At 71.7% G+C, this 22555-nt stretch carries 16 protein-coding genes and 1 tRNA gene; 8 read left to right on the forward strand and 9 right to left on the reverse strand.

Features of this window, described 5'->3' with window-relative positions; genetic code table 11:
- Window positions 1–69 precede the first annotated feature (69 nt).
- The 4 genes from FB457_RS17090 to FB457_RS17105 are packed head-to-tail and all read left to right on the forward strand — an operon-like array spanning window position 70 to window position 4098.
- Complete coding sequence (locus FB457_RS17090; protein WP_186461990.1) at window positions 70–1335, forward strand: ABC transporter substrate-binding protein; 1266 nt, start codon at window positions 70–72, stop codon at window positions 1333–1335.
- A complete protein-coding gene (locus FB457_RS17095) occupies window positions 1305–2198 on the forward strand; it encodes an ABC transporter permease subunit (protein ID WP_347611859.1) in 894 nt (297 codons plus the stop codon). The genes FB457_RS17090 and FB457_RS17095 overlap by 31 nt, the downstream gene beginning before the upstream one ends.
- Window positions 2195–3040 carry an ABC transporter permease gene (locus FB457_RS17100; protein ID WP_253911329.1) on the forward strand — a complete coding sequence of 282 codons (846 nt, stop codon included), beginning with the start codon at window positions 2195–2197 and terminating at the stop codon, window positions 3038–3040. Before FB457_RS17095 ends, FB457_RS17100 begins: the two co-directional genes overlap by 4 nt.
- The gene (locus tag FB457_RS17105; protein ID WP_047017012.1) at window positions 3037–4098 is read left to right on the forward strand and encodes an ABC transporter ATP-binding protein; all 1062 of its coding nucleotides are present in this window, start codon (window positions 3037–3039) and stop codon (window positions 4096–4098) included. Before FB457_RS17100 ends, FB457_RS17105 begins: the two co-directional genes overlap by 4 nt.
- Window positions 4099–4595: 497 nt before the next feature.
- Here FB457_RS17105 and FB457_RS17110 read toward each other — a convergent pair whose 3' ends face one another.
- The 4 genes from FB457_RS17110 to FB457_RS17125 all read right to left on the reverse strand — a co-directional run bounded on the left by FB457_RS17110 (window position 4596) and on the right by FB457_RS17125 (window position 10006).
- Window positions 4596–4823 (reverse strand): hypothetical protein, encoded by a 228-nt coding sequence (locus FB457_RS17110; protein ID WP_047017013.1) that lies wholly within the window; start codon window positions 4821–4823, stop codon window positions 4596–4598.
- Window positions 4824–4896: 73 nt separating this feature from the next.
- The gene (locus tag FB457_RS17115; protein ID WP_047017014.1) at window positions 4897–6495 is read right to left on the reverse strand and encodes a type 1 periplasmic-binding domain-containing protein; all 1599 of its coding nucleotides are present in this window, start codon (window positions 6493–6495) and stop codon (window positions 4897–4899) included.
- Between the two features lie 5 nt (window positions 6496–6500).
- Window positions 6501–8693: a P-loop NTPase family protein gene (locus FB457_RS17120; RefSeq protein WP_047017015.1), complete on the reverse strand. Its 2193-nt coding sequence runs from the start codon at window positions 8691–8693 to the stop codon at window positions 6501–6503.
- Between the two features lie 1239 nt (window positions 8694–9932).
- Window positions 9933–10006, reverse strand: a tRNA-Gly gene (locus FB457_RS17125).
- A 201-nt stretch (window positions 10007–10207) separates the two neighbouring features.
- Between FB457_RS17125 and FB457_RS35260 the strand changes: the two genes are divergently transcribed.
- The gene (locus tag FB457_RS35260) at window positions 10208–10378 is read left to right on the forward strand and encodes a hypothetical protein (protein ID WP_164492553.1); all 171 of its coding nucleotides are present in this window, start codon (window positions 10208–10210) and stop codon (window positions 10376–10378) included.
- A gap of 28 nt (window positions 10379–10406) precedes the next feature.
- Window positions 10407–10982 (forward strand): dCTP deaminase, encoded by a 576-nt coding sequence (gene dcd, locus FB457_RS17130; RefSeq protein ID WP_047017016.1) that lies wholly within the window; start codon window positions 10407–10409, stop codon window positions 10980–10982.
- 16 nt (window positions 10983–10998) lie between these two features.
- Here the strand turns inward: dcd and FB457_RS17135 are convergent, their stop codons facing one another.
- From FB457_RS17135 to FB457_RS17155, 5 genes are all read right to left on the reverse strand, one after another.
- Window positions 10999–11871 (reverse strand): Yip1 family protein, encoded by an 873-nt coding sequence (locus FB457_RS17135; protein ID WP_047017017.1) that lies wholly within the window; start codon window positions 11869–11871, stop codon window positions 10999–11001.
- A 299-nt stretch (window positions 11872–12170) separates the two neighbouring features.
- Window positions 12171–13664: an FG-GAP and VCBS repeat-containing protein gene (locus FB457_RS17140; RefSeq protein WP_145782324.1), complete on the reverse strand. Its 1494-nt coding sequence runs from the start codon at window positions 13662–13664 to the stop codon at window positions 12171–12173.
- A gap of 138 nt (window positions 13665–13802) precedes the next feature.
- Window positions 13803–15284 carry an FG-GAP and VCBS repeat-containing protein gene (locus FB457_RS17145; protein WP_047017019.1) on the reverse strand — a complete coding sequence of 494 codons (1482 nt, stop codon included), beginning with the start codon at window positions 15282–15284 and terminating at the stop codon, window positions 13803–13805.
- Between the two features lie 168 nt (window positions 15285–15452).
- A complete protein-coding gene (locus tag FB457_RS17150) occupies window positions 15453–16964 on the reverse strand; it encodes an FG-GAP repeat protein (RefSeq protein WP_047017020.1) in 1512 nt (503 codons plus the stop codon).
- Window positions 16965–17219: 255 nt separating this feature from the next.
- Window positions 17220–19520 (reverse strand): (Fe-S)-binding protein, encoded by a 2301-nt coding sequence (locus FB457_RS17155; protein ID WP_145782325.1) that lies wholly within the window; start codon window positions 19518–19520, stop codon window positions 17220–17222.
- A gap of 379 nt (window positions 19521–19899) precedes the next feature.
- On the opposite strand from FB457_RS17155, the gene dnaK reads away from it, so the two are divergent.
- Window positions 19900–21765, forward strand: coding sequence for a molecular chaperone DnaK (gene dnaK, locus FB457_RS17160; RefSeq protein ID WP_047017022.1), 1866 nt, complete (start codon window positions 19900–19902; stop codon window positions 21763–21765).
- Window positions 21762–22553 carry a nucleotide exchange factor GrpE gene (grpE, locus tag FB457_RS17165; protein WP_047017023.1) on the forward strand — a complete coding sequence of 264 codons (792 nt, stop codon included), beginning with the start codon at window positions 21762–21764 and terminating at the stop codon, window positions 22551–22553. Before dnaK ends, grpE begins: the two co-directional genes overlap by 4 nt.
- Window positions 22554–22555: the final 2 nt, after the last annotated feature.

Here is a 22555-nt window from a genome sequence, read left to right on the forward strand (position 1 = left end):
CTCGGGCTCTCCGCCGGGTCACTGCCGTGGATATGGGTAAGGCACGGACGACGACAAGGAGTTGCCTGGATGCGGATACGGACTCGGCGGCCCGCCCTGCGGCGCAGCCGGAGCGGTACGGGTGCGGCGGCCTGGACGGGGGCCGCCGCGATGCTGCTGGCGGCCTGCTCGGGCGGCGGAGACCAGGAGGCGCTGCCGAAGAACTGGTCCGAGCTGCGTGCCGCAGCCCGCGGCCAGACGGTGAACCTGTTCATGTACGGCGGCGACCAGGGGGCCAACGCCTACGTCGACGACGAGGTCGTGCCGGCGGCGGAGAAGCTCGGCATCGGCGTCAAGCGGGTGCCGGTCGCCGACACCCAGGACGCCGTACAGAAGGTCCTGGGCGATATCCGGGCGGGCAAGGACAGCGGTGGGGCCGTCGACCTGGTGTGGGTCAACGGCGAGAACTTCCGCACCGGCAAGGAGGCCGGCCTGTGGCTGTGCGGGTACACCGGCCTGATGCCCAACCAGAAGTACGTCGACGACTCCGACCCGACCCTCACCCACGACTTCGGCACCCCGGTGGACGACTGTGAAACCCCGTGGAGCCGGGCGCAGTTCGCGTTCGTCTACGACTCCGCCCGCATTCCGGATCCGCCGCGCACGACCGCCGGGCTCATCGAGTGGGCCGAGAAGAACCCCGGACGCTTCACCTACCCCGCGCCCCCGGACTTCACCGGCTCCGCCTTCGTCCGCCAGATGCTGTACACCACCGCTCAGAACGGGGCTGCGGTCCCGCAGACGTACAGCGAGAGCGCGTACGAGAAGGTGACGCCGGCGCTGTGGGAGCAGCTCGCCGGACTCAAGCCGCATCTGTGGCGCGACGGCACCACCTACCCGAAGGACGCCGCCGCCCAGGGCGACCTCTTCGCCAACGGTGAGGTGGACATGACGATGACCTACAATCCCGCCGAGGTGCCGGGCCTGGTCGCCAGAGGCCACTACCCGAAGAGCACCCGCGTGTTCGTGCCCGAGGACGGCACGCTGGGCAACACCAGCTACCTCGCCGTGCCGGAGAACGCCGCGCACCGCGAGGCGGCTCTGGTGCTGTCCGACCTGATGCTCTCGCCCGCACAGCAGCACGCCAAGGCGCAGCCCGGTGGCTGGGGCGCGTACACCGTCCTCGACCACGAGCGGCTGCCCGAACGGTGGCGGAAGAAGTTCGCCGCCCTCGACACCCCCGCCACCACACTGCCGATCGATGAACTCTCCCGCAACGCCCGGCCGGAACTGAGCGGCGACTGGGTGGCCCCGCTGGACAAGGGATGGAAGCAGCACGTGCCGACGGGCTCATGACCACGCACCGCGCACGGGGCCTGCTGCTGGTGCTGCCTGCGCTCACCGTCGTGGCCCTGGCCTGCTGCGGTCTCGCCCTGGCCGTGCGCGGCAGCCTGGCCGACGGCCTCGGCGCCGGCTGGAGCCCCGCCGCGTACGCCGGGCTGCTCGACGACCCGGTCCTCGTCGGCTCCCTGCTGCTCAGCCTGAAGATCGCCGCCGCCGGCACGGCGGGATCCGCGGTCCTCGCCCTGGCGGTGGTCGGCGCGGTCAGCACCGCCCGGCGCTCCCGGGGCGTCGTGGAGGCGGTGGCCCGGGCCACCCTCGCCGTGCCGCACGCCCTGGCCGCCGCCGCCTTCGCCCTGCTGCTGGCCGGCTCCGGACTCCTCTCCCGCCTCGCCCGCGCCGCCGGCTGGACTGACGAGCCCGCCGACTTCCCCGCGCTGGTCGCCGGCGAGGGCCAGATCGCCATCGTGCTCAGCTACGTCTGGAAGGAGGCACCGTTCATCGTCCTGATGCTGCTGGCCGCGCACACGCCCGCCGTACGTGACCTGGAGACGGCCGTGCGCACCCTGGGCGCTGGCCGCTGGCAGCGCCTGCGGCACGTCACCTGGCCGCTGCTCGCGCCCGCCCTGCTGGAGGCGTGCCTGCTGGTGTTCGCCTTCACCTTCGCCGCCTACGAAATCCCCGCGCTGCTCGGGGCGACCGCGCCGCGCGCGCTGCCGGTGGAGGCGGTGGAGCTGTACCGCTCGGTCGCACTGGAGGACCGGCCGCGCGCCCTGGCGCTCGCCGTGGTCATCGGCGCCGTGGTCGCGCTGGCGGCCCTCGCCGCCGCGGTGATCTCCCGGCGACTGCTGCGCGCACGAGTCGGGGCCGGCCGGTGAACCGGCTGAACAAGGTGGGGCGGTCGGCCGGGTACGCGGTCCTCGCGGTCTGGGTGGCGGCCCCCGTACTGCCGCTGCTGCTGTGGGCGTTCACGGGCCGCTGGGTGTATCCGGCGCTGCTGCCGCAGGACTTCTCCACCCGGGCCTGGGCTCGCGTGGCGGATCCGCAGCAGCAGGTCCTCGACGCGCTCGGCACCTCCCTGGCGCTGGCTTCCTGCACCGCCGTCGTCGGTACCACCCTCGGCGCGCTCGCCGCCCGCGGCCTGGTGCTGTACGCGCCGCCGGCCGCGGGGCTGCTGCGTGTGCTGCTGCTCGCGCCGGTGCTGGTGCCACCGTTCGCGCTCGCCGTCGGCGTGCAGGAGATGTTTGTACGCGCCGGGCTCGCCGATCACGCCGTAGGCGTGGCCCTGGTGCACTTGGTGCCCGCACTGCCGTACACAGTGCTCGTGATGACCGGCGCCCACGCCACCTACGACATCCGCATGGAACACGCGGCGCGGACGCTCGGCGCCTCCCGCACCGCCGTGCTGCGCAACGTCACCCTGCCGCTGCTGGCCCCGGCGCTGCTGGCCGCGGCCACGCTGGCCTTCTTGGTGTCCTGGAGCGAATACCTGATGACCGTGCTCGTCGGCGGCGGACTGGTCACCACGCTGCCGCTGCTGCTGTTCTCCACCGCGGCAGGCAGCGGCAACCAGCCGCTGACCGCGGTGCTGGGCATCCTCATCGCCGTACCCCCGGTCCTGCTGTTCGGCCTGGCCGCCGCCCTCCTGCGACGCCGCCGCGCACCGTGGGCCGACCCCACCCCGCCGTCCCCGCGCACCGAGAGGGCCGCCGCCTCATGACCCCGACGCCCCCCGCCCCGGCCCACGGCCTGCGCATGTCCGGCATCACCGTCACCCACCCCGGGCAGCGCGGGCGCCGGGCAACCGTCCTGGACGGCCTCGACCTGGACGTCGGCGACGGCCGGCTGCTCGCCCTGCTGGGCCCGTCCGGCTGCGGCAAGACCACCACCGTGCAGGTGATATCCGGACTGCTGAGGCCCGACCACGGCACCGTCCACGTCGGCGGGCACGACATCACCCGGACACCGCCCGAGCGCCGCGGCGCCGCCGTCGTCTTCCAGCAGCCCATGCTGCTGCCCCACCGCACCGCGCTCGACAACGTCGCCCTCCCGGTCCGGCTGCGCGGGCAGCACCGCCGCGCCGCCCGTACTGCCGCCCACGACGAACTCGCGCGCGTCGGCGTGGCGGACCTCGCAGGCCGCTACCCGCGCCAGCTCTCCGGCGGCCAGGCGCAGCGGGTCGCCCTGGCCCGCGCGCTCGCCGCCCGGCCCCGAGTGCTGCTGCTCGACGAGCCGTTCAGCGCCCTGGACACCGGGCTACGGCACGAAATGCGCGAACTGCTCGCCTCGGTGCAGCGTCAACTGCGCCTGACCACCGTGCTGGTCACCCACGACCGCTCCGAGGCCGCCGCCGTCGCCGACACCGTCGCCATCCTGCACGGCGGACGCCTGCTCCAGCACGCCCCGGCCGCCGACCTCCACGCCCGCCCCGCCTCCCGCACCGTGGCCCACTTCCTCGGCGCACCCACCGCACTCCCCGGCACCGCCACCGGACACTTCACCTGCGCGCTCGGCCGGCTGAAGCTCCCCGACCACGTCCACCACCGCGGGCCCGGCTACCTCGTCATCCGGCCCGAGACGGTCACGCTGGGCGACGGACCCGACGCGGTGCCCGCCACCGTAGGCACCGTGCGCCCGGACGGCGCCTTCACCGCCCTGCGCGCCGAGACGAACGCCGGCCCCGTACACGCCCTGCTCCCGCCCGGCCCGCCGCCGGCCGTCGGCGAACAGATCCGGCTGCGACTGCCCGTGGAACACCGCTGGGTGGTGCCCGGCTGACCGGCTGCGAGGGCGCCCTACCTGCTGGATCGCGGCTTTTGCGCAGCCGCTTGTGCTAGCCGGTCAACGGGCAGGCACGCGGCTCTCCATGGGTCCGGACAACTCATAATCCCCAGGTCGCCGACCTGGGGATTCGTCATGGAGCGGGCGACGGGAATCGAACCCGCGCTCTGAGCTTGGGAATGCCCCAGCCTTCGCGGCCCAGTCGTGCCCGCGACCTGCACGAACGTGAGTCGGCGGGATGGGCGCGGCCGGTGAATCTCTACCCCTGCTTGACCGGTGTTGACCGCCGTGTCTGGCACGGATCTGGCACGGCAGGTCGAGATGACCGAAGTGCACGTTCTGAACGGCTGATCCGGAGGGCCGACTGCGAGCCGGAGGTTCTGATCGTGATGGGCGGATTGCATGAGCGAAGGTGCAGGTGTTCGGGCGGCGGCGGGTGCAGGCGCAGCCCTCCGCGACTACGTCGACGTGGCTGCGGCGCTGACCTCCGGTCGCTACACCAGGACGCAGCGCTCGCCCGCGCCGAGCAACGCGATGAGGGCTTCGAGCCCGCGATGCTGGCCCAGACGCTGCCGGCCATCGACAGCTTCGATGACGATCAGTTCATCGCCTGCGGCCTCGCCTCGCAGCAGGTGGAGACGCTGGGTGCCACCCTGAAGAAGTGGGCCGTCGAGACGGAATCGCGTAGCCGGCGCGATCGTACGGTCGGTGCCGCGATGCATGCCCCGTCATGTGTCAGTGGCCGGTTCAGCTTGCCAAGTCCGTTGGCACTCCCCCTATTGCATGGTCTCCCAGCTACCCGCTGGGGATGACACAGTTCTTCGGCTGGGGATCGCCGGTGGGCCAGCCCAGACCTACGTACTTCAGCTTGCCGCGACCCTCCGTGCCGGGATCTAGCTGGACCACAGCGGCCGGCTTGTCGTACGGGTTTCCGCTGCTGGTCAGGCAGATCAGGCCGCTGGAGCCGCGGATCCGGAGCTGAGACTGCAGCAGCGGCCACTGGCCGCCGACGTCGCGGGTACTCGGCACGTCATCTGAGCCGCCCTGCTGCACCTGGTGCAACGCCTCGCCGATGGTGACGAGGCCGTCGTAGACGAGCATGGTGCGGGAGTCGCGGAGGTCGGGGGCGGAGCCGAGGGAGATGTTTTCGTCCTTTACGGCCTTGATCTCATCCTCCAACTCCTGCAGGGCATCCCTGGGCTCCGTGAGGTACTGGGGGAGCGGCTCGTCGCCGTGTTCTTCCGGCCACTCCTTGATCTCCGTATCCCACGCGTCCGGGTGTGCCGGCGCGGCGTACTGCACCCTCACCTTCGGCTTCCCGTCCTCACCCCGCAGGCCCTCCCAGTCCTGCTCTGACAGGTTCTGCCGCAGGGAGGCGGCGTCGGAGCCGCTGATGATGGTGTACTTGCGCGTGCCGCACTCCACCGCGGCGAGTTTGAGCGCGAAGATCCGCAGGTGCAGGGTACGGCCGGCGAAGTAGATCGTGTCGGCGCGGGAGCCGCAGATACTGTTTGCGATGTGGCCGAACTGGTTGCCGGTCGTGCCGGGTTCGTCCAGGGCCGGGGACTCGAACGGGATCGCCGCCTGGCCGGCCGGGCCCACCTCCTCGATGCTGCTGAATGCATCCGCCAGTGACTCCACGTAGCTGTCCTCGCGGGAGTCGTAGACCAGCACGGTCCGCTCGTCCCTGCGGCCCTGCTCGCCGTTGAAGTCCGCCAGCGCCCGGGCGGCTGCGCCGTTGGTGGAGATGATCCGGGCCAGGCCGGGGAATGTCGGCCGGTCCGTGCCGTCGGCATTGTCCTTGTTCGCGAGCCGGTCGCCGCTGATCCGGGAGCCGAGGACCGGGATCCGGTGCTCGGTCAGGCGCTTGATGGCCGCCTCGGTGGTGTCGAGGCTGAGGTTGAAGCCGGTGACGGCGCGCAGCCGGTCCGACCTCGACTCGGCCATGTCCAGGAGGGTGTCCACCACCTGCTTCTGGTGGCGGTAGTAGCGGCCGGGGTTGGCGAGCACCAGGCGGATCTTCGGGGGTTCGCCGACGCCCTTGTTGACGTGCCGCTGGCCCAGGTAGGCGCCCTGGAGGTCGCTGCGGATCTCCCGCCGGGTCGCGGGGTTGTCCGACTGGAGCGGGAGCACCATGGCCACGGTGACGTGGGGTTCGTCCTCGACCCGGTTGTTCTCGGTGGCGATCGCGCGGGCCACATCGCGGATCTCAGGCGTGCCGAAGTCATAACCCTCCGCCGTGACGCCGATGCATTCTCCGTCGATCTTCTCGACCCCGTCGGCGCAGGTGTCCGGCTCCTGGGCCTCCTCGTAGATCTTCACGCCGCCACAGATGACCGCCACCACGGCGGCCGCGGCCAGCAGTCCGATGAGCAGCTTCAACCACCTGGGCATCCGCGTTACCTCCTCCGACCCATCTGATGGGTGCACGTGCAGCGCAGCAGCGGCTGCTGATTGGCCACCAGGCCAGGCCAGTCGGCCGTGGCGGCGACGAGCCGCCCCGCCCCGTCGAAGCCCATGGTCGCGAGCAGATTCAGCAACGTGGTCAGCGCGCCGGCCATCTCCTCCCCGGTCGGGCGGGTGCGCTCCTCGCACAGCCACACCGCATGCAGCAGCCGGTCGACGGTGACGTCCAGCGGCTCGCCCTCCATCGACACCCGTCCGAGGGCCCGCTGCCTGCGGGCGTCCGCTCCGAGGAGGTACGGTGCCTGGGCGATCTCGAGCAGCTCCGCGCACCACGCCTCCGGTCGGCCGGGGAGCCGACGCACCAGGTGGCGGACCACGTCCGGTACGCCGCCGGAGACCAGGTGGTGGTTGAGGTGGTGGGCCGTGGGGGAGCGGAAGGCGGGGGGCGCTTCATCCGGTAGGGAGGCAGCAAGGTCGGCCGCGGCGGCCGGCTCGGGTGGATAGTGGTCGCGCAGCAGTTGGTGGTCGGCGTTCCACGCGGCGCCGTCGGGGAGCAGCCCGTACAACCGGTGCAGCAGCAGCTGGCGCAGCCCGAAGTCCCCGATGAAGTGCCGCTCGCAGCGCGGCCAGCCCGTATCGAGAAGCAGCCTGGAGACCTGGGCCGCGGTCAGCGGGTCCACGTGGCCCTGCTGGTAGTGGCGGAGCAGGACATCCGCACACTCGGGGTCGTGGGCGATCGACAGGTGGGTGAGCAGGTCCAGCCAGTGGTCCTCGTGCTGAGCCGGCAGCTTCGTCGGCAACTCCCGCTCGATCAGCTCCTCAAGCAGTACGTCCGCGACCGGTCGCTCGGCGGCTCCGCTCTCGCGCAGCGGGGCGGCGAGCAGGTCGCGGTCGTTGGCGTCGGGCGGCATCTGGAAAGACTTGGCGGCCGCGGCGAGGCGCATTACCGAGTGCAACCGCCCGCTGCTCAGCCGCGCCACCGCGGAGTCGAGGCGCAGGGCGTTGGCGCCGCCGGTCGGCGCGCCGAGGGAGCGCAGCCGCGCGGTCTCCTCGCCGATCTGGACGCCGCTGAGATACGGCATGCGTAGCTGCAGCACCCCGTCCGCGAGCACCGCCTGATTGGCGCCGCCCGGCGCGCCCGTCGTGCGCCTGGTCCACGTTGCCGGATAGCCGTCGGTGGGCCGGAACGCCGCCGGCGGCTCCACCTCGTCCGGGGGCAGCCCGGCGTGCAGGAACTCCCCGCCGTCCGCGCGGCGCGCCGTACCGACGACCACTGTGCGGTCGCGCTGCCCGTCGCGGCGGTCGGCGAGCACGGCCCGTAACAGCCCCTGGCCGAGCGGCGCGTCGGCGTGGTCGAGGAGCAGGCCAGGGCGGCCGACGCGGCGCATATAGCCGCTCGCGGAAGCGTAGTCGGCCTCCAGGTCTTCACGCAGCACGCGGAAGAGGAAGTCCTCGGCGGGCCGACGGGCCTCGCCGCCGGCGTGGAAGTCGGCGGCGAGGTTCATCAGCCCGTGCTTGGGCTGCCCCGCGGCCCCGGGGTACGCGCCGTAGATCCGCTCCAGCTCCGCCCGGCCGCGGTGCGCGGACCGCTTGATCAGCTCGTCCGCCACGGCATTGAGGACGGCCGCCGGATACGGGCCGAGGGCCACCCCGGCCCAGGCCATCAGGAGATTGCGGATTCCCCCTTGGATGACGCCACTCCAGAAGTCGCCCGCCCGCAGCCCGAACGCCCGCCGCCGCTGGGCTATCTGCTCGTACCGCTCCACCTCCGTCGCCACCGCCTCTGCGGTGCCTTGACGCACGCCGGTCGCGAGCACCGCCAGACCCGGGAAGAGTCGCGGGAAGGTGAACGAGCCGCCCGTTCCCTTCCAGGTCCGCAGCCGCCCGGCCACCTCGAACAGCGCCTCGGTGGCCGCCGACCGGGCGTCGGGCTCGGTGCGGGCGCGGGCGGCATACATCTCCTTGCGGCAGTCCAGGTAGATCACCGGCACCTCGGTCGCGAAGTGGTCGCGCACGGCATGCAGCAGGCGCGTCTTACCCATGCCGGGGCCGCCGTTGAGGAGCACCACGGGGAGGTCGTCCTCGTAGAGCAACTTCCGTCCGGAGCCCGACGGCGACCGCCCGAAGAGATGGGCGAAGAAACCCTTCTCGCCCAGCAGGCTGCCGAACCCCACTTCTCCAGGCACGCACTCTCCCCTGGGCTGCGCCCCGCGTGGAAGGGGCGGACGAGTGACCCATGTGGCAGAGAACGTTAGCGAACAGCATCGAAAACGTCTGAGAAATACCCACCTCAGCAGAGGAGTTGGCGCATTCACACCCCCTCCCCCCCAGGCCGCCTCCTCATGGACGGTGAAGCGGGGCACCGCCAGGCTCACTCTGGCCCGTCGAGTAGGCAGAGGCAAGGTTGCTCGTATGTCGCGCGCAATCGCCGGTGCGCGCTGCTGAGTGCGGGGCTATGCCGTGGCCGAAAGCGGGTCCACTCCGTTGTCGTCGGTGGCAACGATCGCCTCGGTCACTCCCGAGTAGCGCAACGTGAGTCCGTGCTCGTCTTCTCCGCCACAGCACAGCAGACGTAGATCGAATGTGGAGGGTGTCGGCGGCGTCGGTGGCCGGGAAGTCAGCTTGAGATCCGGCAGGAAGGTCCTCGACGATTTGCGGCAGAGCCGCCAGATATGTGCTCGGGTCGTGCCACACGGCCCCCGGTCCTGCCGCGCCTGAGTCATCCCGGCGGATCCTCAAACCGGAGCGCGCCGCCAGATCGACGGTCATGGTCCAGCCGTCCTCGCGGTTCTCCTCCGAGCCGGAACTCCATCCGGGAGGGGGCGGGCCGATGAGCGCAGCAAGTCTTACGAGTTCGCGTGCGTGCTCGTCTGCCCTGGGCAACGTGGCCAATTCCTCGTCGTCCATGAACGTGTGAGGCGCCGCCGCGCCCATGCGCGTCCCTGCCTCTTGGTGCGCTGCTCGATGTCGGCTCCGTTGAGTGCGTTCAACTCCTCCATGCGCTGTTGCTCGGCTTCGGATTCCCGTAAGAGGACTGCCGAGGCCCGGGCCAGCTCCGACAATCTCTCGGTGATCTCGTGATCACTCATGCCCTGGCGTGCCCCGGTCGACGGAGGCTTCGCGCCGGTAGGTGTTGCGTCACCGGTCATGTCGTACTCCCTCGGGAGGAGAAGATGACACTGGTGTGGGGACCGTTGGGCATCCGGACGGTAGTACGCCGGCCGGCGGGCCCGAAGCGTAACCGGCGGTATTCCACGCGGAGGGGCATCGCCGTGCTCGGGGCCGACCGGAACTCCGCGGGCGGCATGAGGGAGTACGGCCCGTGCGGATGGGGGTCCCAGCCGCTGATCGGTCCTGGAGATCCAGCGTGACCGCGAGTTTCGGGAAACACGAAAGGCCCGGGTCGCTGACCTGGGCCTTCTGTCTGGAGCGGGCGACGGGAATCGAACCCGCGCTCTGAGCTTGGGAAGCTCATGTTCTACCATTAAACTACGCCCGCGTAGAGCGCCCCTGGGGCGCTTCGCTGTCACTCTACCGTATGTGCGCCCCCCGGCGAGGTCGTCGGGGGGCTGTTGGCGTTGTGGGGTGGAGGTGCCGGGGTGGGGCGGGAGTTGGGGTTACCTTGAGGCGGGGGGTGGTGTGTGGGGTGGGGGGTTCGTCCCGTAGTGTGGCATTTATTGCGTTACGGGGAAGGAGCCTGATGGAGACCACCGTCGTCCGATGTGCCGAAGGGCACGTCTTCAGCACCGCCTCGCTCCCGATGCAGAACGTCGGCGCCGCCCGGCGGATCGGGTCCGGTGGGCTCGTGCGGTGTCCGCGGTGTGCGCGGTTGCGGAACGTCGTGCCGGTGGGCAAGGGCGAGACGCGGTAGCCCGCCGGGCAGCCGGTAGGGTCGGGGCGTGCTGCTCTCTGACAAGGACATCCGGACCGAAGTCGACGCCGGGCGGGTCCGGATCGAGCCCTTCGAGGACGCGATGATCCAGCCGTCCAGCGTGGACGTACGCCTCGACCGCTACTTCCGGGTGTTCGAGAACCACCGCTATCCCCACATCGACCCCGCCGTCGAACAGAGCGACCTCACGCGGCTCGTGGAGCCCGAGGGCGACGAGTGCTTCATCCTGCACCCCGGGGAGTTCGTGCTGGCTTCGACGTACGAGGTCATCTCGCTGCCCGACGACATCGCCTCCCGGCTCGAGGGCAAGTCCAGCCTCGGGCGGCTCGGGCTGCTCACGCACTCCACCGCCGGCTTCATCGACCCCGGGTTCAGCGGGCACGTCACGCTGGAGCTCTCCAACGTCGCCACGCTGCCCATCAAGCTGTGGCCGGGCATGAAGATCGGGCAGCTCTGCATGTTCCGGCTCAGCTCACCCGCCGAGCACCCCTACGGGTCCGCCAAGTACGGCTCCCGGTATCAGGGGCAGCGCGGGCCCACGCCCTCGCGGTCGTACCAGAACTTCCACCGGACCGTGATCTGACGACGCCCGTAGCGGCTCAGAGCGTGCCCAGTTTGAAGAGCGCCAGCAGTGCCACCAACTGGATCGAGCACGCCCCCAGCGCCCGCGGCCACGGCAGGTCGTGCGACTTGCTCACCATCGACGTCAGCAGCACCCCCGCCGCCAGCCACGTCAGCCAGCCGACGCCCTGCGCGAACGCGTGCTCCCCGCCGATGAACATCGCGATCAGCAGCCGCGGCGCGTCCGTGAGCGCCACGATCAGCATCGCCAGCCCCACCGTCGGCGCCAGGGCCCCCGCGCCGCCCAGGTTGCGGGCGAGGGTGTGCGTGACCGTGCCCATCACCAGGCCGCTGAGCGTGACCGCGATGCCCGTGACGACGATCCACGGGATGCTCGCCGAGATCGTGGAGTTGAGCACCTCGTCGCGCGCCTGCTCCAGGCCGAAGACCGCGAGCAGGCCGTAGAGGAAGCTCACCGTGAGCGCGGGGCCCCACATGCTGTGGTCGCGCATCTGCCAGAACGTGCGGTTCGGGTGGAAGACGATCCCGCTGAGCAGGTCCTTCCAGTGCAGCCGCGGGCCTACGGGCGGGGCCGCCGCCTCGCCGGCGCGGTAGACGTGGCCGTCTTGGTACGGACCGTAGTCGTCCGGCACCCCGCCGACGCCGTACGGCTGGGTGTTGCCGGGGCGGTCGGCGGCGTACGGGTCGTGGCCGCCGTAGTACTCGGGACCCGGGCCGTGGCTGCCGGGGGGCTGGCGCCACTGGGCGCCGTGCGGCTGCCCGTGCCCCTGCCCGTGCGGCGGCGGGGGACCGCCGTACTGCGGACCGCCGTAAGGCGGGGGGCCGCCCTGGGGCGGGCCCTGCGGCCGCCCCTGCTGCCGACTGCCGTGGGGCTCGCGTCCCCGGCCCATTCTGAATCCTGCCACGCGATCGAACGTACCTGGTCTTGCCCGCCGAGGTCACCGGGGCCCGGGAATACGGGGGATGTTTATGGCCAAGACGGTACTTCCCGTAGGGGATCCGCCCTACTGGTCCGGGGTGGGTGGGGTGGATGGTGTGGGGGGTCACAGGGGTGGGGGCGCGCACGGTGCGGGCTCCCTGGCATGAGCCAGGGCCCGGCCGGGGGAGGTCCGGGCCCTGGCCGTCTCTGCGGCAGCGGCAGCAGCGGGGGCGCTGCGGTACGTCGCCGTCCCTGCGGCGCCGCGCGTCCTCAGCCGGCGAACTCCGCCCCGTACCCCGGGCGCCCCGTCGTCGGCATCCCCACCGACGACGGGTAGATCGCCGCCGCCCCGTCCGCCGCCACCCCGCCGGCGTCGGCGCGCAGGGCGTAGACCGCGCCGTTGCCGTCGTTCTCACCGGCCGCGCCCGCGGTCAGGTCGTCGAAGCCGTCGCCGTTGAGGTCCGAGAGGAGGATGCCGACGCCGAAGCGGTCGCGGGTCTCGTTGGTGCCGGGGACGCCCGGGGTGTTCTGGTGGACCAGCGTGGCGCCCGCCCCGCCGAAACCCGAGCCCGAGCCCGAGCCGGAGCCGGAGCTCGAGCCGTCCGCCGCGCCGTAGAGCACCGTGACGGTGCCGGTGTTCTCGGCGGCGCCCAGGGTCTCGTTCGCCGCGGAGACGGCCAGGTCCGTGTGCCCGTCGCCGTTCACGTCGCCGAGGGCCAACTGGCCGCCGAAGGAGTCCCCCTGCTCCGGCGTGCCCGGGACGCCCGGCGTGGCCTGGCTCAGGTCCGTGGTGCCGGCGGGGCCGTCCGCGGAGCCGAGGGTGACGGAGACCTTGCCGCCCACCGCCGCGCCCGGCGTGCCCTGGTCGTCGCGCGTCAGCCCGGTGACGATGTCGGCCCGGCCGTCGCCGTTCACGTCCCCGACGACGGTGGTGTCGCCTCCGGAGAGCTGCCGCTGCCCCGCGTCGGTCAGGCCGTCCGGGGAGCCCGGCACGTAGACGCCGCTGCGCTCCCAGTCCACGTGGCCGTTGACGACGAGATCGTCGTCGCCGTCCCCGTCGACGTCGCCCGCGGCGAGATCGAACCGGCCCCAGATCCTCCCGTTGTCCAGCGGCACCGCGACCGTGTCCCACGCCCCGTAGTCGCCCTTCGTACGGCCGAAGCCGCCGGTGAAGACGTCCATGGACGCGCTCGTGGACGCCACGGCCAGGTCCGCGGTGCCGTCGCCGTCGAAGTCGCCTGCCGCGATGCCCCGGCCGAAGAGGTCGTGCTCGTACGGGCGCGGGTCGGGCAGTGTCGTACCGCCGGCGAGGCCCTGTGACCCGCCCCACAGGATCTGGATGGTGCCGCCGTTGACGTCGCCGCCGACCTTCTCGCCGGGGGCGGCGACGGCGAGGTCGGTGTACCCGTCGCCGTCGAAGTCCGCGGCGGCGGTCCAGCCGCCCCAGCCGTCGCCGTCCTCGGCGGTGCCGGGGACGCCTGCGCTGTGCTGGCTGAGCCGCTTGGCGCGGCGGGCGGTGATGCCGGCGGCGGTGGAGTTCTCCGCCCCGTAATGGGCGACGATCTGGCCGGCGCCCCTTACGCCGGCGACGTACGCGTCCGGCGCGGAGACCGCGACGTCGGGGTCTCCGTCTCCGTTGAAGTCGACGATCGCGCCCGGGGGTTCCGCGGCCGCCGCGCCGGGGGCGGCGAGGGCGGCCAGGCCGCCCGAGAGCGCGGCGGCGGCGGTCGCGGTGGCCAGTGCGGTACGGAGTCGGTGATGCATGCGGCAGCTCCCGGGCGCGGTCGATGACGGCGATCAGAAGACCCCGTACCGCGGCCAAAGGTTGTAGGAATACGGCTAGTTGGTTCGTATGGTGACAGAAAGTGTCATTCCGCCTACGGAAACGGCGGTGAGGGGGAGCTACTCCGCGATCGTCTCCGGGAACCGCGCGTTCGCCCCGTTCGCGCCCACCGACGCGCCGCTGAAGTTCCACGACCCGTCCGCGATCAGCCCGCTGCTACGGGCCTGCAGCACCCACGCGAACCCCTGCCCCGCGTTCTCGCCCGGCGCGCCCGCGATCAGCCCGGACCGGCCGTCGCGGTTGGGGTCGTGCAGCCGGACGTCGGAGCCGAAGAGGTCGCCGGCCTCCGCGGTGCCCGGGATCCCGGGGGTGTCCTGGTTGAAGTGCTGCACCCCGGTCGTGGTCAGCCCGCCGGCGGAGCCGCGCAGCAGCCAGACGGCGCCCGCCCCGGCGCCGGTGCCGATCGCCTCGCCCTCGGCGCCGACCGCGAGGTCGAGGAAGCCGTCGCCGTTGACGTCGCCGAGGGAGACGTCACTGCCGAAGCGGTCCTCCACCTCGTACGCCCCGGGTACGCCACCGCTGCCCTGCTGCCACACCTCGGGCTGCCCCGAGCCCGGCCCGCCCGCGGCCCCGTACCAGACCTGGACGGCGCCGCCCGACAGCTCGTACTCGCCGTGCTCCAGCACCGAGGGATCGCCGATCGCGAGGTCGTCGGCGCCGTCCTTGTCGATGTCGCCCGCGACGCCGACGGGACCGCCGGCGAACTCCGTGCGTGTGTAGCCCTCCGGGCCGCCGCCCTTGAGGTACAGGGAGTGGCCCTGCAGGTACTCCAGGTACCACTTCCGGCCGGTGACCACGAGGTCGGCGGCGCCGTCGCCCTCGAAGTCGCCGCCGACCAGGCCGGTGGGCGTGAAGTCCTGCGGGAAGTCGGCGAAGGGGTGGCCCGCCTGGGCGCGCGCAGGGGTACGTGCCCGGCCCCAGCCCCCGTACAGCTCCAGGTGGTCCTTCGACAGGATCGCCAGCGCGGTCGACCCGTCGTGGAACCAGTCGCCCGCGGCCAGGCCGGTCGCATACGCGTTGCCCTCGGTCAGGGAGGCGGGGCGCAGGTCCTGCGCGCCGCTGCCGGACAGCCCGCCGGAGGAGCCGTAGAGGACGATCGTGCGCCCCGTGTCCGCGACGCCGCCGAGGTCCTCGCCGGTGACGCCGACGGCGAGGTCGGCGTACCCGTCGCGGTCGACGTCGGCGGAGGCGAGGGTGGCGCCGAAGGCGTCGCCGGCCTCGGAGGTGCCGGGGACGCCCGCGGTGGACTGGCTGACGACCGTGCGCCTGGCGGTGTCGAGCCCGCCGGCCGAGCCGTAGAGCACGGCGACGTACCCGGCGCGCGCGGCGCCGTCCACGGTGCCGGAGGGGGCGGCCACCACCAGGTCGGGGTAGCCGTCGCCGTTGAAGTCGTCGTGGAACTTCGCGGGCGCCGCGACCGCGCCTTCCGCGGGCGCGGCGGCGGCCGGTGCGGCGCCGCCCGCGAGGGCGGCGCCGGCGACGACGGCCAGAGAGGCCGCTAAGGCGGTGGCGGTCGTGGGCGTACGGCGGCTGCGTGGCATGTCGGGCTCCTGAACGTAGGTGACGGAGTACGGCTACTCAGTGGGCCTCTCACCCGGTGAGACACCTGACGTTCACCCGAGGTTGTATGAACTACCGCCTTTCATATGCCTCATGCAGCTTTTCGCGAACTTGTTGGGTAATGAACCTAGTTCGTGGGATTCATCCGGTCACTCCCGGCCCATCAGGTAGTGACCCAGGTCCTCGTCCGCGAAGCCCGTGCCGAACCGCGCCCCGCCCGTACGCCCCGGCCCCTCGAAGTCGTCCGGGCTGAACGCCACGGAGCCCGTCGCCGTCAGCCCGCCCGCGGCGCCGCGCAGCGACCAGATCGCGCCCGTGCCGTTCTCCTCGGGCGCGCCCACGGCCAGTTCCGCCCGGCCGTCGCCCGTGACGTCCCCGAACGCCAGCGCCGCGCCGAACCGGTCCCCGGTCTCCGCCACGCCCTTCACGCCCGGGGTGTCCTGGTGGAACGCCTGCGCGCCACGGGCCTTGAGCCCGCCGGAGCCGCCCTTGAGGAGCACCACGGAGCCCGCAGACTGCTTGCTGCCGATGGCCTCGTACGGCACGCCCACGGCGAGGTCGGCGAAGCCGTCGCCGTTCGCGTCGCCCGCCGCGAGCCGGGCGCCGAACTGGTCGCCGCGCTCGCTGGTGCCGGGCACGCCCGCGGTGCCCTGGGTGAAGGCGGAACGGCGCGTCTCGCTGGGGCCGTTCGCGGTGCCGTAGACGACGCTGACCTTGCCCTTGCCGGACGGGAGGTCCTCGACGCTCGCGCCGACCTTGCGGTACGCGAGGTCGCCCTTCCCGTCGCCGTCGAAGTCGCCGATGGTCGGCGAGGCGCCGTTGGGCAGCGCGGCGCCGCTCCGCGTCAGCCCGCCGGGGCCGCCCTTCCAGAACCAGCCGGCCTCGGCGTTGCCCTGGAAGCTGAAGAACGCCACGAGGTCGTCGGCGCCGTCGCCCGTGACGTCGCCCACGGCGACGCCGTCGAGGCTGTCCTCGGGCTTCATCTCGACGAGCCCGCTCTCGCGCGCGGGGGCGCCGGCGCGGGTGAACGGGCCGTAGAGGACGGTGTACGCCTCGGCGCTGTCGCTGCGGGTGCTGGGCACCAGCAGGTCGCCCTTCCCGTCGCCGTCGAAGTCGCCGGCGTGCAGGTCGCGGGCGTGGCCGCCGCCGCCGGGCACCTGGACGCGGGTGGCGCCGGCGCCGGTCAGGCCGCCCGCGCGGCCCCACAGGACGGTGACGGAGCCGGCCGCGTCGCCGTCATCGGCGCGGGCGGTGACGGCGAGGTCGGTCAGGCCGTCCCCGTCGAGGTCGCGGGCGGCGAGCCGGTCGCCGAAGCGGTCGTCCGCCGCGGGGGCGCCGGGGACGCCGGCGGTGCCCCGACTGAGGGCGGTGGAGGCGGGGGCGGCGACGCCCTCGGGGGAGCCGTAGCTGACGAGGACGTAGCCGGCCTCGGCGTGTCCCGCGACCCTGCCGCCGGGGGCGCCGGTGGCGAGGTCGTCGTAGCCGTCGCCGTCGAAGTCGGCCCGTACGGCACGGGCGTCGGCGGCGGAGCCCGCGGAGCCGGCCGAGACGGCGGGCGCCGTCCCGTCCCGGTCCTCCGCCCCCGCCGCCGGGGCGGAGACGGCCGCCGAGCCGGCGGTGGCGAGACAGGCGGTCAGGGCGGCGAGGGTGCGGATACGCATGGGGGGTCCTTCCGGCGCGGGTCTGACGGTCGGGTCGCGTTCACTCCCGCGTCATACGACACGCCTCACCCGGCGATGGTTGTACCAACCAATGCGCCAGCACCGGCGCCTGACACCCCACGGCCGGCCCCGTGTGGCTCACGGAGCCGGCCGCCGTGGGGGGTTGCCTGTGGCGTTCCGTCCTACGTCACGTCTGCCGCACGCCGTACGGCCGTTCCTCGCCGTACTACGGCGCCGTACCGCGCCGCCGCACCGCTACGTCGCCGGCTGCGGCTCCGGCTCGCTCTCCGCCGCCTCGGTGCCGTCCCCCGGCGGCTCCTGGGCCGGGGTCCTCACCGAGTCGAGCAGAAGCTGCGCCACGTCCACGACGGCCAGCGACTCCTTCGCCGTTCCCGCGTTCTTCTTGCCGTTTACGGAGTCCGTAAGCATCACGAGGCAGAAAGGGCACGCCGTGGAGAGAATGTCTGGGTTCAGCGACAGCGCCTCGTCCACACGCTCGTCGTTGATCCGCTTGCCGATGCGCTCTTCCATCCACATGCGCGCGCCGCCCGCGCCGCAGCAGAAGCCGCGCTCCTTGTGCCGGTGCATCTCCTCGTTCCGTACGCCCGGCACCTTGGCGATGATCTCGCGCGGGGGCGTGTAGACCTTGTTGTGCCGGCCCAGGTAGCAGGGGTCGTGGTACGTGATGATCCCCTCGACCGGCGTCACCGGGACCAGCCGGCCCTCGTCCACGAGGTGCTGGAGCAACTGCGTGTGGTGGATGACCTCGTAGTGGCCGCCGAGCTGCGGGTATTCGTTGGCGATGGTGTTGAAGCAGTGCGGGCAGGTAGCGACGATCTTCTTCTTCGCCTTCTCGACCGTCACCCCTTCGTCCGGGTCCTCGCCGAACGCCATGTTGAGCATCGCGACGTTCTCCTCGCCCAGTTGCTGGAAGAGGAACTCGTTGCCCAGCCGCCGCGGCGAGTCGCCCGTGCACTTCTCGTCGCCGCCCATGATCGCGAACTTCACGCCGGCGATGTGCAGCAGCTCCGCGAACGCCTTGGTGGTCTTCTTCGCCCGGTCCTCCAGCGCGCCCGCGCAGCCGACCCAGTACAGGTAGTCGACCTCGGAGAGGTCCTCGACGTCCCTGCCGACGACCGGGATCTCGATGCCCGTGTCCGCCGCCAGCTCCTTGGTCCACTCCAGCCGCTGCTTCTTGGCCAGCCCCCAGGGGTTGCCCTTCTTCTCCAGGTTCTTCAGCATCGTGCCCGCCTCGGACGGGAACGAGCTCTCGATCATCACCTGGTAGCGGCGCATGTCGACGATGTGGTCGACGTGCTCGATGTCGACGGGGCACTGCTCGACGCACGCGCCGCAGGTGGTGCAGGACCACAGCACGTCGGGGTCGATGACGCCCTGCTCCGCCGCGGTGCCGATCAGCGCGCGCTCCGCCTCGGCCAGCGCGCCGGCCGGTACGTCGGCGAGCTGTTCGGCGGTGGCCTTCTCCTCGCCCTCGGCGGACTTGCCGCCGCCGGCGAGGAGGTACGGGGCCTTGGCGGCGGCGTGCTCGCGCAGCGACATGACGAGCAGCTTGGGCGAGAGCGGCTTGCCGGTGTTCCAGGCCGGGCACTGCGACTGGCAGCGGCCGCACTCCGTACAGGTGGAGAAGTCGAGGATCCCCTTCCACGAGAAGTGCTCGACCTGGCTGACGCCGAAGACGGTCTCCTCGCCGTCCTCGTCGTCGAAGACGGTCTCGAAGTCGATCGGCTTGCCGCCGGAGGTCATCGGCTGGAGCGCGCCGAGGGCCACCGCTCCGTCGGCGTTGCGCTTGAACCAGATGTTGGGGAAGGCGAGGAAGCGGTGCCAGGCCACGCCCATCGTGGCGTTGAGGCCGAGGACGAGCGCCCAGATGAAGGAGGTCGAGATCTTGATCATCGCGAAGAGGTAGACCAGGTTCTGCACGGCGCCGGTGCTCAGCCCGTCGACCGCGGCGGTGACCGGGTACGACGCGAAGTAGGCGGCCTCGTACCCGCCGATGTGGTGCAGCGAGCCCTCCAGCCCGCGCAGCACGAGGATGCAGATGCCGATGACGAGGATGACGTACTCGACGAAGTACGCCTGCCACATCGTCGAGCCCGTGAAGCGGGACTTGCGGCCCGCCTTCGACGGCAGGCTGAGCTGCCGGATCACGATGAGCGTGAGGATGCCGAGCGTCGTCATCAGCGCGATGAACTCGACGTACAGCTCGTACGGGAGCCACTCGCCGATCACCGGCAGCAGCCAGTCGGCGACGAACAACTGGCCGAAGGCGTTGACGAGGGTCAGCACCAGGGTGAGGAAGCCGATGGCGACGAACCAGTGGGCGATGCCGATGATGCCCCAGCGGTTCATCCGGGTGTGGCCGAGGAACTCCCTGGCCAGCGTGGTGCTGCGCGCGACCGGGTCGTCCGTGCGGCTGCCGGCGGGGACCGGCTTGCCGAGCCGGACGAAGGCGATGATCTGCCCGATGGCGCGAGCGAAGAGCGCGGTGCCGACCGCGGTGATCACCAGCGATACGACGATGGCGGCGAGCTGCATGGAGGGCTCCTCGACCGGACTGCTCTGCTGTCTGCTCTGCGTGTCTGCTGAATCTGCTGCGTGCGAGTGCGGGCCGCACGTGGAGTACGTGCCCTGATACTCGGCTTACCCAGCCACTACTAAGCGGTAACTTATCTCTTCTCCGCCTGAGGGTACCCGGGCGGCCCCGGCCCCCTGAAGCCGCCCGGCCGGTGATGTGCGTCGCGTCCCCGGCGCCGCCGGGACCCTCGGCCCGTAGCCCGAAAACCCGTTCCCACCTGCAATGACGCACAAAACTTGAGTGGAGATGACTCAGGTGAATTGCGCCGGGCGTGGTCGGCATGGCACCCTTGAGCCTGTCCAGCTCAAGGCAGAGCACCTGATCCGGAGGATAGACAACATGGCACGTGCGGTCGGCATCGACCTGGGCACGACGAACTCTGTCGTCAGTGTTCTCGAGGGCGGTGAGCCCAGCGTCATCACCAACGCCGAGGGCGCCAGGACCACGCCGTCCGTCGTCGCCTTCGCCAAGAACGGCGAGGTGCTCGTCGGCGAGGTCGCGAAGCGCCAGGCGGTCACCAACGTCGAGCGGACCATCCGGTCGGTCAAGCGCCACATGGGCACCGACTGGAAGCAGCCGATCGACGAGAAGGAGTTCACCCCCCAGCAGATCTCCGCGTTCATCCTGCAGAAGCTGAAGCGGGACGCCGAGGCGTACCTGGGCGAGAAGGTGACCGACGCGGTCATCACCGTCCCGGCGTACTTCAACGACTCCGAGCGCCAGGCGACCAAGGAGGCCGGCGAGATCGCGGGCCTCAACGTCCTGCGGATCGTCAACGAGCCCACCGCCGCCGCCCTCGCGTACGGCATGGAGAAGGAAGACCAGACCATCCTGGTCTTCGACCTCGGCGGCGGCACCTTCGACGTCTCCCTGCTGGAGATCGGCGAGGGCGTCGTGGAGGTCAGGGCCACCAACGGTGACAACCACCTCGGTGGTGACGACTGGGACCAGCGCGTCGTCGACTACCTGGTCAAGCAGTTCCAGAACGGCCACGGCGTCGACCTGTCCAAGGACAAGATGGCGCTGCAGCGGCTCCGCGAGGCCGCCGAGAAGGCGAAGATCGAGCTCTCCTCGTCCTCCGAGACGACGATCAACCTGCCGTACATCACCGCCTCCGCCGAAGGCCCGCTGCACCTCGACGAGAAGCTGACCCGGGCGCAGTTCCAGCAGCTCACCCAGGACCTCCTGGAGCGCTGCAAGACGCCGTTCCACAACGTCATCAAGGACGCCCGCATCGAGCTGGGCGAGATCGACCACGTGGTCCTCGTCGGCGGCTCCACCCGCATGCCGGCCGTCGCCGAGCTGGTCAAGGAGCTGACCAGCGGCAAGGAGGCCAACAAGGGCGTCAACCCGGACGAGGTCGTCGCCGTCGGCGCCGCCCTCCAGGCCGGTGTGCTCAAGGGCGAGGTCAAGGACGTCCTGCTGCTCGACGTCACCCCGCTGTCCCTCGGCATCGAGACCAAGGGCGGCATCATGACCAAGCTCATCGAGCGCAACACCACGATCCCGACGAAGCGTTCCGAGACCTTCACCACGGCCGAGGACAACCAGCCGTCGGTGCAGATCCAGGTCTTCCAGGGCGAGCGCGAGATCGCCGCGTACAACAAGAAGCTCGGCATGTTCGAGCTGACCGGCCTGCCGCCGGCCCCGCGGAACGTGCCGCAGATCGAGGTCACCTTCGACATCGACGCCAACGGCATCATGCACGTCGCCGCGAAGGACCTCGGCACGGGCAAGGAGCAGAAGATGACCGTCACCGGCGGCTCCGCGCTGCCGAAGGACGACATCGAGCGCATGATGCGCGACGCCGAGCAGTACGCGGAGGAGGACCACAAGCGCCGCGAGGCGGCGGAGACGCGCAACCAGGGCGAGCAGGTCGTCTACACCACCGAGAAGTTCCTCCAGGACAACGAGGACAAGGTGCCCGGCGACGTGAAGTCCGAGGTCGAGGGCGCGATCTCCGACCTCAAGGAGGCGCTGAAGGGCGAGGACACCGCGGCGATCCGGGAGGCGACGGAGAAGGCCGCGGCCACCAGCCAGAAGCTCGGTCAGGCGCTCTACGCCGACGCCCAGGCGTCCGGCCCCGCCGCCGCCGGCGGCGAGGGCGCCCAGCAGGCGCAGCAGGACGCGCCCGCCGGTGCCGACGACGACGTCGTCGACGCCGAGATCGTGGACGACGACAAGCCCAAGGGTGGTGCCGCGTGACGGAGGAGACCCCGGGCTTCGAGGAGAAGCCCGACGTCCCCACCGACGCAAAGACAGCGGAGGCACAGCAGGGCGGCCCGGACGGGGCGGGCAACGCGCCCGCCGGCGCACGGCGCGCCGACGGAGCCGGGCCGGGTGCCACCGCCGGGAACGGGGACGCGAACAGCCCGCTTGCGGCTCGTCTCGACGAGACCCGCAAGGCGCTCGACGAGCGGACGAAGGACCTGCAGCGGCTCCAGGCGGAGTACCAGAACTACCGCCGGCGGGTCGAGCGGGACCGGGTGGCGGTCAAGGAGGTCGCGAACGCGAACCTGCTGACCGAGCTGCTGCCCGTGCTCGACGACATCGGCCGGGCCCGGGACCACGAGGAACTGGTCGGCGGGTTCAAGTCGGTCGCCGAGTCGCTGGAGACCGTCGTCGCCAAGATGGGCCTCATGCAGTTCGGCAAGGAGGGCGAGCCCTTCGACCCGCTGATCCACGAGGCGCTGATGCACAGCTACTCGCCGGATGTGTCCGAGACGACGTGCGTGCAGATTCTCCAGCCTGGGTATCGGATCGGCGAGCGTACGATCCGGCCCGCGCGGGTCGCCGTGGCGGAGCCGCAGCCGGGGGCGACGCCCGGGTCGCAGGGCAAGGAGGGCGAGAAGCCGGACGAGAAGCAGGCGGACGCGGACGACGGCGGACCGGAATCCGCCGGCGCCGCGGACGGCGGCGGCTCGGACGCCTCCGGACCCGCGAAGCCGGGGTCCGGCGGAGAGACGGACAGCGGTGGCCCGGACGAGGGGTGACG

The organism is Streptomyces sp. CNZ287 (assembly GCF_007827615.1).

Coding starts and splice junctions, on each gene's coding strand:
- FB457_RS17115 (WP_047017014.1), bottom strand. CDS start 6,495: ATGCCCAGGTGGTTGAAGCTGCTCATCGGACTGCTGGCCGCGGCCGCC.
- FB457_RS17095 (WP_347611859.1), top strand. CDS start 1,305: ATGGAAGCAGCACGTGCCGACGGGCTCATGACCACGCACCGCGCACGG.
- FB457_RS17105 (WP_047017012.1), top strand. CDS start 3,037: ATGACCCCGACGCCCCCCGCCCCGGCCCACGGCCTGCGCATGTCCGGC.
- FB457_RS17140 (WP_145782324.1), bottom strand. CDS start 13,664: ATGCATCACCGACTCCGTACCGCACTGGCCACCGCGACCGCCGCCGCC.
- dnaK (WP_047017022.1), top strand. CDS start 19,900: ATGGCACGTGCGGTCGGCATCGACCTGGGCACGACGAACTCTGTCGTC.
- FB457_RS17135 (WP_047017017.1), bottom strand. CDS start 11,871: ATGGGCCGGGGACGCGAGCCCCACGGCAGTCGGCAGCAGGGGCGGCCG.
- FB457_RS17090 (WP_186461990.1), top strand. CDS start 70: ATGCGGATACGGACTCGGCGGCCCGCCCTGCGGCGCAGCCGGAGCGGT.
- FB457_RS35260 (WP_164492553.1), top strand. CDS start 10,208: ATGGAGACCACCGTCGTCCGATGTGCCGAAGGGCACGTCTTCAGCACC.
- FB457_RS17150 (WP_047017020.1), bottom strand. CDS start 16,964: ATGCGTATCCGCACCCTCGCCGCCCTGACCGCCTGTCTCGCCACCGCC.
- FB457_RS17155 (WP_145782325.1), bottom strand. CDS start 19,520: ATGCAGCTCGCCGCCATCGTCGTATCGCTGGTGATCACCGCGGTCGGC.
- FB457_RS17145 (WP_047017019.1), bottom strand. CDS start 15,284: ATGCCACGCAGCCGCCGTACGCCCACGACCGCCACCGCCTTAGCGGCC.
- FB457_RS17110 (WP_047017013.1), bottom strand. CDS start 4,823: ATGCATCGCGGCACCGACCGTACGATCGCGCCGGCTACGCGATTCCGT.